At 39.6% G+C, this 9900-nt stretch carries 8 protein-coding genes; 2 read left to right on the top strand and 6 right to left on the bottom strand.

All coding sequences use genetic code 11. The features are described from left to right. Window positions 1-1173 precede the first annotated feature (1173 nt). Both FHR85_RS09455 and FHR85_RS09450 read left to right on the top strand, forming a co-directional pair. Window positions 1174-2046, top strand: coding sequence for an AAA family ATPase (locus FHR85_RS09455; RefSeq protein WP_167262644.1), 873 nt, complete (start codon window positions 1174-1176; stop codon window positions 2044-2046). A gap of 9 nt (window positions 2047-2055) precedes the next feature. After that, window positions 2056-3957 carry a vWA domain-containing protein gene (locus FHR85_RS09450; protein WP_167262643.1) on the top strand — a complete coding sequence of 634 codons (1902 nt, stop codon included), beginning with the start codon at window positions 2056-2058 and terminating at the stop codon, window positions 3955-3957. Between the two features lie 38 nt (window positions 3958-3995). On the opposite strand, the gene FHR85_RS09445 is transcribed toward FHR85_RS09450, so the two are convergent. From FHR85_RS09445 to FHR85_RS09420, 6 genes are all read right to left on the bottom strand, one after another. Then, complete coding sequence (locus FHR85_RS09445; RefSeq protein ID WP_167262642.1) at window positions 3996-4253, bottom strand: HPr family phosphocarrier protein; 258 nt, start codon at window positions 4251-4253, stop codon at window positions 3996-3998. Window positions 4254-4348: 95 nt separating this feature from the next. Continuing rightward, the gene (whiA, locus tag FHR85_RS09440; RefSeq protein WP_167262641.1) at window positions 4349-5296 is read right to left on the bottom strand and encodes a DNA-binding protein WhiA; all 948 of its coding nucleotides are present in this window, start codon (window positions 5294-5296) and stop codon (window positions 4349-4351) included. 36 nt (window positions 5297-5332) lie between these two features. Next, window positions 5333-6289 (bottom strand): gluconeogenesis factor YvcK family protein, encoded by a 957-nt coding sequence (locus FHR85_RS09435; RefSeq protein WP_167262640.1) that lies wholly within the window; start codon window positions 6287-6289, stop codon window positions 5333-5335. Then, window positions 6286-7173, bottom strand: coding sequence for an RNase adapter RapZ (rapZ, locus tag FHR85_RS09430; protein WP_167262639.1), 888 nt, complete (start codon window positions 7171-7173; stop codon window positions 6286-6288). Before rapZ ends, FHR85_RS09435 begins: the two co-directional genes overlap by 4 nt. A gap of 555 nt (window positions 7174-7728) precedes the next feature. Beyond that, window positions 7729-8682, bottom strand: a complete 954-nt coding sequence (gene trxB / locus FHR85_RS09425) for a thioredoxin-disulfide reductase (RefSeq protein ID WP_167262638.1) — start codon at window positions 8680-8682, stop codon at window positions 7729-7731. A 108-nt stretch (window positions 8683-8790) separates the two neighbouring features. After that, on the bottom strand, window positions 8791-9804 hold the full coding sequence (locus FHR85_RS09420; RefSeq protein WP_167262637.1) for a tetratricopeptide repeat protein: 1014 nt from the start codon (window positions 9802-9804) through the stop codon (window positions 8791-8793). Between the last annotated feature and the right edge of the window lie 96 nt (window positions 9805-9900).

Raw genomic sequence — 9900 nt, 5'->3', positions numbered from 1 at the left:
TCTTATTGCATCATAAATATAAGGATATACAAGGCCAAATGGCATAAGTAAGGAGTGCTCTTAAGAGAGCACCCCAACATTTGACTTAGAACCTAAATTGAGAAAAGTCCTTGTAACTATCACACTAAAAAATACTACAATTAGGATCTAAAATAACTGTATAAGTAGCAACCAACAAATGCTAGAGCATTTTAATGCCCAAGCGTTTGCTTTTTTATGGCTTTGCTCAACTGAAGCCACTCAATAGCGAAAATGGAATTATGCTTTTCCTTCTTGTTAATTTCATACACTAATTTATCAAACTCATTCTCCTCGTCGCTGTCATTAGAAAAATTATCATTACGTTTCTTGAATAGCCGATCTGCTTTTTTTGTATGTCCATATACATAGTAAACCAATTACAATTGCCGAAAAAGGAATTATTATATACATTCCCTTTGCAATTAACGAAACTATCAAGCCAATAATTCCTACTATTAATATAAACCATCCTATAATTAAAATAAGACTTAAACTGAATTCAATTAAACTCTTCAAATAACCCCTCCAGAGAAAATTATATCTCTCTGTTATTCAATAATCCTGCGTCGTCAGCACGTTAAGTACGATTATTCACAAACTGTATATTTATATTAACATAAAATAACAATTATCTGCTTAGTTTATAAAAATCAACATCGCAAATAAGATACTGAATAACATAGCAATCCCCCCACTGACAATAGCTGTTGTCATGATACTAATTGATGTGCGATTTGGTATGCTATTTCAGATGAATATTTGAATTGAAGATTGATATAACAATAAAAAATAGAGTGCTAATATTATGAGGAGGCAAGGTCGCTGTTATATTCTATATGGCGCTGATATATTCTGGATAGCGCCGATATATTTGCTGAGGCGCTGTTATTTTTCATATGGCGCCGTTAAAATTTGTGAGGCGCTGATACCGTGATTATATCGGCGACCTCGTGTATCAACAATCAGGATATCGGCGACTTCGCGTGATATATCAGCGACCTTATGTATCAACTACCCAACTGAAACGACGACATTGTCTACATCAAGGACCTAGCGAACCACCGCCCTCCATTCAATCATAAACCTCCCTCTCAATTTCATCTAAACGCTGAACATGATACGATAAACAGAGTGAGACAAGGAGTGACTGAGATGACGATCGAATTACCGAATGAAATAGAAGCCAAGTTAAAAGCTAAGCAAGCGACTCCAAGTGAGTTTGATTACTTAAAAACAGAAGCGAGCTATCTCCCTTATGATCAAACGATTTTAACGGATGCACTTGTGGCGTTGATGCAGGGGAAAAATGTGCTATTAAAAGGGCCGACTGGTTCTGGTAAGACGAAGCTAGCTGAAACGTTAGCCAATTACCTGAAGCAGCCGATGTTTAGTGTGAATTGTTCTGTTGATTTGGATGCGGAGAGTTTTTTAGGGTTTAAGACGATTAATTATGATCAAGAAGGCAAACAACAAATCGACTTTGTCCCTGGCCCGCTTGTTCAAGCGATGGAAAATGGGCATCTGCTCTATATTGATGAGATTAATATGGCGAAGCCGGAAACATTACCGCTGATTAACGGGGCACTGGACTACCGCCGTACAGTAACGAACCCTTTAACCAATAATCGGATTCAAGCACAAGAAGGATTTAATGTGATTGCTGCGATTAACGAGGGGTATATTGGCACGACTCGATTAAACGAAGCGCTGAAAAACCGTTTTATCGTGTTTGATATTTCCTATATTGGTGGCGATCAATTAAAATCGTTGATTCAATCGGAAACGAACTTATCAGATCAAGACAAAATCAATGCGTTCGTCCAATTGTCGGCTGATTTAATTGAAGCGGCTGAGCAAGGTAAGATTGCTGAGGATGCTGCGAGTATTCGTGCGCTGATTGATGCGTGTGATTTAGCTCATATGATTCCAGCTAAACGTGCGATTCAACGGGCGATCGTGGATAAATTGGAAGATGACCGTGAGAAGGAAAATGTCCGTAATTTAGCGGATACGTTGTTTGAATGAGGTGGTTCGGTGAAATTTAATGATAAAGTGGTTGATACGCAACAATTGGCGACTTTGCGTGACTTTGTGAATGTTTTAGCGAAAGAAGCGGATTTAGAATTTGACTATCATTTTGGGGCGACAGTTCATATTGACGACCGGCAGATTACGGCGAGTCATTTTTGGGATCATCGATTTAACGTGCAACAGACAGGTTATAAAACGGATATCTTGTTACGCGTGTTAGGGACATTACACGAGACATCTGTATCTGAATTTTTGCGTCTGAAAAAGGAAACGAATCGCAGTCAGATGCCCTATTTTATCGAGCAACTATTTACGCTACTTGAAGATATTCGCTTAGAACGGTTAATTCGTCGACGTCGGCCTGGTACGAAATCATGGTTTGATATGAGGCGGAAGGCGTATCATCACTATTTTGAAACGCAACGACAGACGGCCATAACACGTAGTTATGTTACGGATGAGTTATTTTGTCTTATTTATCTGTCGTTAACATCAGAATCACCGTTTGAAGCTTTTAAATCAAGCAAGTCGACACAAAATCGGACATTACAGGGAATTAAACCGCTTCTTAACCGTGTCTATGAAGCAAAATCAACGCGTGATGTCGTGCGAATTGTCCTGGAAATCCAAAAGGCGCTTGAAGAAGACTATAGTGACATGATCAATCGTTATTTCGTTTACCCGATTCAACATCAATCCGAACTCCAAGAAGAACGTGTCATTGAGGAGTTGAAGCGTGTCGATCCACTGAATAATGAAGATGAGGATGATACGTCGAGTGATGATGTCATCAACGAACGATTTCAAACATGGCATCAAGAGAATGAAAATGATGATGAGAATCAAACGTTTATGCAGTTTGAATTGGATCAAGGAACGAAGACGACGATGATTGGTGATGGTGCTCGCCAAACTGAAGAAGGCGATCAGGCAATGGCGAGCGTTCAAGGGATGTCGGCTCAGACGGATCAGAGTGAGTATGAGCATCTTGAAGATTTAGACGAGAAGAAAAATGAGCGAGAAACGGGTGACGAGCAAAATTACGGGAAAGAAAATGCTAACGCCGTTGTCTATGATCGTTATCCTGAAAAACCGAGTGAAGCTGACATTGATGCCTATCGTGATTTATTGCGGACAATCGATCCACTTCGTCGCCAACTATCCCAAACGATCTTTAAAGCATTAGATCAAAAACAAAATGCGGAACGATCGCATTTATTAACGGGGCGTCTTGATAAAAAACAATTACTACCACTTGCAATCGAAAACGAATCGCGTGTCTTTTATAAAAATGATTTAGAAAGCGATGAAATTGATGCTGTATTTACATTGCTCATTGATTGCTCGGCCTCTATGTTTAATAAAATGGAAGAAACGAAGACGGCAGCGATTTTATTCCATGAAGTCTTAAAAGAATTGAAGATTCCTCACAATGTGATTGGATTTTGGGAAGATGGTTTTGCGACGAAGGAGAATGAACAACCGAACTATTTTCATCGTGTGATGACATTCGACAACGCGTTGCAGCCTAATGTTGGTCCAGAGCTATTGCAGCTTGATGCTGAAGAAGATAATCGTGACGGCTTCACGATACGTGTTGCGACAGAAGAGTTATTAGAACGCACGGAAAAAGACCAATTCTTGCTCGTGTTCTCAGATGGTGAGCCATCTGCGTTTAATTATAGTGAAAATGGGATTATCGATACGAATGAAGCGGTGATCGAGGCGCGGAAGAAAGGCATAGAAGTTGTTGGTGTCTTTCTAGGAGACGGTGAGATTGCCGAACATGAAGCAATGCTTATGCGGAACATTTACGGACGTGAACATATGCTTGTGCCTGATTTAAGTGAATTACCTGGTTCGTTTTCGGGCATATTGAAGCGGCTGTTATTAAAGTCGATCTAATATAAAAAGACCACAGCTTCCGCGCTGTGGTCTTTAGTTTATTCAGTTGATTCCATTAAGGATGCCAGTGTACTGAGAGCGGTTTCTTCATCGACGCCTTCAGCTTTTAAGGTCACTTCTTCGCCTGAACCAATCGCAAGACTCATGACCCCCATAATACTTTTGGCATTCACTTCTTTTTCCCCTTTTTCTAAAAAGACATCCGCGGAAAATCGATTCGCTTCTTGCACAAATTTAGCAGCTGGCCTTGCTTGTAATCCTGATTCTAATTGAACAACAACGTTCTGTTCAGCCAAAGCAATTCTCCTCTCTATAGCCCATTATTTCCTCATCGTTTTTTAAGATTATTACCCGATATTATACCACAACTACAAATTTTAGAATAGTCTGTTTATTTCTCGAGAAGGTCACCTTTACGCAGCTTTTCAGCGTAGTCATCAATTTTTTTGAAGCGATGATTAAGGCCTGATTTACTGATCGTACTGGATTCCGCTAAGTCGACCAATTCTTTTAGTGACACTTCCTGGTGCTGCATTCTAAGTTCAGCCGCTTCACGAAGTTTATCTGGCAGTGAATCAATGCCGACGACTTCATCGATATAACGGATGTTTTCAACTTGCCGGAAAGAAGCACCGATCGTTTTGTTTAAGTTTGCTGTTTCACAATTAACTAAGCGATTCACTGAGTTTCTCATATCCCGCATAATGCGAACATCTTCGAATTTCAGCAGAGCCTGGTGAGCACCGATTAGAATTAAAAATTCGGTGATTTTTTCAGCTTCTTTTAGATAATTAATATATCCTTTTTTACGTTCATGTGTTTTCGCATGTAAATCAAAATCATTCATCAATTCGACCAGTGCATCATTATGTTCTTGATACAATGTGAAAATTTCTAAATGATAAGATGATGTTTCAGGATTATTGACTGAGCCACCTGCTAAAAATGCACCACGTAGATAAGACTTTTTACAACATTCGCGCTGTAAATAATTATCTGGAATGTTGCGGTTGAACGAAAGTGGTCCATCCATAATACCTAAATCTTTCAACACGTGTTCAACACCCTCGACAAGTCGAACGATGTAAATATTATTTTTCTTCAAGCGCATCTTTTTACGGACTAAGAGCTCGACTGGATAATCATAAACATGCTTAATCAATGTATAAATGCGACGAGCAATAGCGGCATTTTCCGTTTGGACGTCTAATATATATTTTCGATTGGAAAAGGATAGTGATCCATTCATACGAACCAAGGCTGATAATTCCGACTGCTTACAACATTGGTCCGTCTCGATGCTTGTCAGTTCTTTTTTCGTTTCTGATGCAAATGACATAGCGATTCCCCTTCACTTCTTTAACTCTAGATTCCATTATAACAATTCATAGAGTAAATTTGCGATTTTATGCTCATGGTGTTTTAATGTCCCGTCACTATGTAAGTCAGCAATATCTCCTTGAATGACGCGAACGCCCATCCTCTCTAGTTCATCTCGGTCACAAATAACAGGTTCAGCATGTTCTTTTTCGTATTCGTACTTGATTGTCTGTTCGATCTGTTCACCGTGCATCACAATAGAATCGACAAACGGATTTTCGACATGTCGATGTAAGGCTTCAATATGATCAGACGCTGTATAGTCAGCTGTCTCACCTTCTTGTGTCATAACATTACAGACATATACGGTTTCTGCGTTCGTTTGACGTAATGCGTCTTTTATTTCCCAGGAAATGAGGTTAGGTACGATACTCGTATACAAACTTCCCGGCGCTATGACAATTAATTCTGCTTGTTTAATCGCCCTAACAGCTTCGGGTAATGGTTGTATGTGAGGTGGGTCAAAAAACACACGCTTTATTGGTTTATTAACTTCAGGGATTTTCGACTCGCCTCTAACCACTGTGCCATCCTCGAATTCAGCTTTTAAATACATATTTTCATTGGCAATCGGATAAATTCGACCTTTGACGTTAAAAACACGGGAAATTTCTTTGATTCCTTGATAGAAATCACCTGTAATTGATGTCATACCTGCCAATATTAAATTACCAAGTGCGTGACCCGATAGTCCATTTCCGTCTTCAAATCGATGTTGAAACAATTTAAGTAACGTCGGCTCAACATCTGACATAGAAGCAATGACTTTTCGAATATCGCCTGGTGCCGGCATGCTTAAATCTTCACGCAATCGTCCAGTACTACCACCATCATCTGATACTGTCACAATTGCTGATAAATTAACCGGGAATTTTCGTAAACCACGTAATAAGACAGGTAATCCTGTGCCACCACCGATCACGACTACTTTTGGTCCATTAACATCCGTCATGAGGTGACTTCATGTCCTTTCTTAATATCGCGGTGGTAGACATGGGCTTGATAATCTTTGCCGATCATATCAGCGACTTTTTCAGCGATTGCTACAGATCGATGTTGGCCTCCCGTACAGCCAATGCCAATGACCAGTTGGCTTTTTCCTTCACGTTCATAGTGTGGCATCATAAACGCTAATAAATCCTGTAATTTACGTAAAAACTTGCGTGTGTCCTTCCATTTTAAAACGTATGAGGATACTTCTTGATTTTGCCCGGTTAAGTCACGCATCGATTCGACATAATGGGGATTCGGCAAGAAACGAACATCAAACATGAGATCGGCATCGATTGGAACTCCGTGTTTGTATCCAAATGATACGAGTTGAACAGAAAAAACGTGCTGCTTCCGCTCTTTAAACTGACTAATAATTTGCTCGCGTAATTCACGTGCTGATAATTCAGATGTATTGATTATTGTTTGTGAGCGCCCTTTTAACTCATCTAAGATGGCGCGTTCTTGGTTAATGCCTTCTAATGGTAAGCCATCTGGGGCTAATGGATGCGAGCGTCTTGATTCTTTATAACGCTGAACTAATGTTTCCTTATCAGCATCTAAGAATACGATATGCTCAGAGATCGCCTCGTCACTAGTGAAATCGTTTAATGTGTCATATAAAGAATCGAAAAACTCGCGTCCACGTAAGTCCATCACAACGGCTAGACGTTTATTTTCTTTATTATCTTTCATGAGTTCAATGAATTTCGGTAATAAGGCAGGTGGTAAGTTGTCGACACAAAAATAACCTAAGTCTTCTAGGCTCTGAATGGCGACTGTCTTTCCTGCACCTGACATACCCGTAATGATAACTAATTCAACTTTTTGAGGTTTTGGTTCCAATGACGTCACCCCTCACTTATATATTTAATTTCAATTATACACGGTCGAAGCGTTCCTGACTATTCACTGCGAAATTTCTTATAAAATGCTTCTTCAAAAGTCCGTTGTTGATATTGTGATCCGCTTTCGGCTGACGCTTTAGTTTCGCCGTATGTTTGGGGGATTTCGCTGTATCATGAGATGACTTCGCTGTATAATTGGAAATTTCGCTGTATATTTGAGAACTTTCGCTGTATGAAGCAATGTTTTCGCTGTATAATTGGGAAATTTCGCTGTATCAATGTATCATTACAGTGGGTTTTCGAAGCACGTGCTGTTCCCGTGACGGCAATGTCGCCACCATCGCTCCTCACAATTTAACAACTAATCGCTATATACATGAAATTCAACACTAAACTTTTAAAAGTCTATAAAACAGAAAAAACACAGGTAGATGAAAGGCGAATCTACCTGTGCTAATAGAAGCTCTATAGAATAAAGGGGGTCAATTATTAATTTCATTATAACACCCCAATATTTCACCCGTGTTACAACGGCATTAAAAACCGATTACGATTAAGATTGAGTGGCTTGTAATTCTTCCATTAAGTCTTCGATATAGTGTTGTGCCGCTTGTGCAGCGATACTTCCATCACCTGTTGCTGTAACGATTTGACGTAAATGAGTATCACGAATATCGCCTGCTGCAAAGACCCCTGGAATCGACGTTTGCATTTTTTCATCAGTCTGCACCCAGCCTTCATCGTTCGTGATCCCTAATTCTGTGAAAGCATAGTTTAACGGTAACATGCCGATGTAAATGAACACGCCGTCAATGTCTTCTTCACGTTCTTCTCCTGTGACATTGTCGTAAAGCACAGCACTACCGACTTTTCCGTCCGCTTCTTTAATTTCTTTTAGTTCTGTATTCCAGTAGAAATTAATTTTTTCGTTATCAAAAGCACGGTCTTGTAGGATTTTCTGAGCACGTAGCTCATCACGACGGTGCACGATTGTTACTTTATCCGCAAAGCGTGTTAAATAAATGCCTTCTTCAACGGCTGAGTCGCCTCCACCAATGACGAATAGTTCTTTTTCTTTAAAGAATGCACCATCACATACAGCACAATATGAAACGCCACGGCCAGAATACTCCGCTTCACCTGGTACGTCAATCGTCTTATATTGCGCTCCAGTTGCTAAAATCACTGCGCGTGCTTTATATTCTTTTTTCCCAGCAATAACGGTTTTATATTCTTTACCATCAATAATTTGTTTAATATCACCGTATGCATATTCAGCGCCAAATTTCTTCGAGTGTTCGAACATTTTGGTCGACAAATCCGGACCTATAATGTGCTCAAATCCAGGGAAATTTTCCACATCCTCTGTATTAGCCATTTGACCGCCAGGCATACCGCGTTCTAACATCAATGTATCTAAATTCGCGCGTGATGTATACACAGCTGCTGTCATTCCAGCTGGCCCTGCACCAGCGATAATTACGTCATAAATTTTTTCTTCACTCATACTGTCAACTCCTTTGAACCCCTCTAACTTTTACTACTCTTATCATATTATACTCCCCCGACTAACGACAATAAATGTGCTCAGGGGGGTATTTTTAATCTCCGTTAACTATTCCCATCCATGTGCTTGTAATATACGTTCAATCGTTGGATGCTGTTCCTTTGCCTCTTGCCATATGGTCGAAGCCTTTTGATCACCGTAATAAGCCCGCAAACTATAACCGAACCATAAATAATAACTTAAATAATTCGACACCTGATCTGATTTAAGTTTGCGGAAACGATTAATTGCTTCGGCGTGATCATTGACTTGAGCCATTACGATCGCTAATTTCAATTGTTTTTCAAAGTAGGTCGGATACACTTTTTTAAGCTCATTTAAAAAGGCTTCACTAAGATCGGTTCGACCGATTTGATCATAAAAATACATCAGATTCATGCGACTGCTCAATGAATTAGGGTCTTGTTCTAACCACTTTTCTTCATATTGAATCGCCTCATCCGTTTGACCTTGCTGAAACAATGCGTAGGCATACTCATGTTTAGCCGGTAAATATTCTGGATAACGATCAGTTAATTCTTCTAGAATCGTTAATGCATCATCCCACTCTTCATGTTCAAGATGGTAAAATGCCGTTTCTTGATACAGCATAAATTCATCTTCTACGCCAAAATCAAGTTCTTCGTCTTCTGAGTAGTCTGCTAACACTCGGTCCAGATTACTGATCAATTCTTCAGTTTCAGCTTTAAAATCACCTTCTGGGTCTAGCTCGAGATATTGTTCAGCACTCTTTTTCGCTTCGTAAAATAGACCTAAGTGTGCATAGTTATTCGCCATCAAATAATAGCAGTCTACATATGGCTCACGATTGGAGTCGAGCACTTGTTGCAACATATCATTGGCTTTATGATATTGATGCAACTCTGTATATAAAACAGACATTTGAGACAAATACAATGCATTGGTTGGATCTGTTTCTAATGCCTTTTGAAACCATTTTTCCGCTTTCGTAAAATCTTTTCGTTTAAATGCTTTAACGCCATATGAAAAATAAAAATCGCCATCATGTCGAAACGTTGCGACCTTATTTGGTATATCCGTCTTCCGAAACATCGTTTGCATAAAGGCCTCCTAGTCTTGCTAATCCATATCAAAGTATAACATAACACCCTTCGACAAGCGATGACTTCTGGAAAATAAATAACAGCGCGCGCCGAT

The sequence above is a fragment of the Alkalibacillus almallahensis genome (genome assembly GCF_011761495.1).
Classification (GTDB): Bacteria; Bacillota; Bacilli; order Bacillales; family Alkalibacillaceae; genus Alkalibacillus; species Alkalibacillus almallahensis.
Note: the sequence above shows the minus strand (reverse complement) of the source record. Positions and strands in the feature narration are given on the sequence as shown.

Excerpts from the sequence above, each read along its gene's own strand:
- FHR85_RS09455 (WP_167262644.1), top strand. The coding sequence starts at position 1,174 with ATGACGATCGAATTACCGAATGAAATAGAAGCCAAGTTAAAAGCTAAG.
- whiA (WP_167262641.1), bottom strand. The coding sequence starts at position 5,296 with ATGTCATTTGCATCAGAAACGAAAAAAGAACTGACAAGCATCGAGACG.
- FHR85_RS09435 (WP_167262640.1), bottom strand. The coding sequence starts at position 6,289 with ATGACGGATGTTAATGGACCAAAAGTAGTCGTGATCGGTGGTGGCACA.
- trxB (WP_167262638.1), bottom strand. The coding sequence starts at position 8,682 with ATGAGTGAAGAAAAAATTTATGACGTAATTATCGCTGGTGCAGGGCCA.
- FHR85_RS09420 (WP_167262637.1), bottom strand. The coding sequence starts at position 9,804 with ATGCAAACGATGTTTCGGAAGACGGATATACCAAATAAGGTCGCAACG.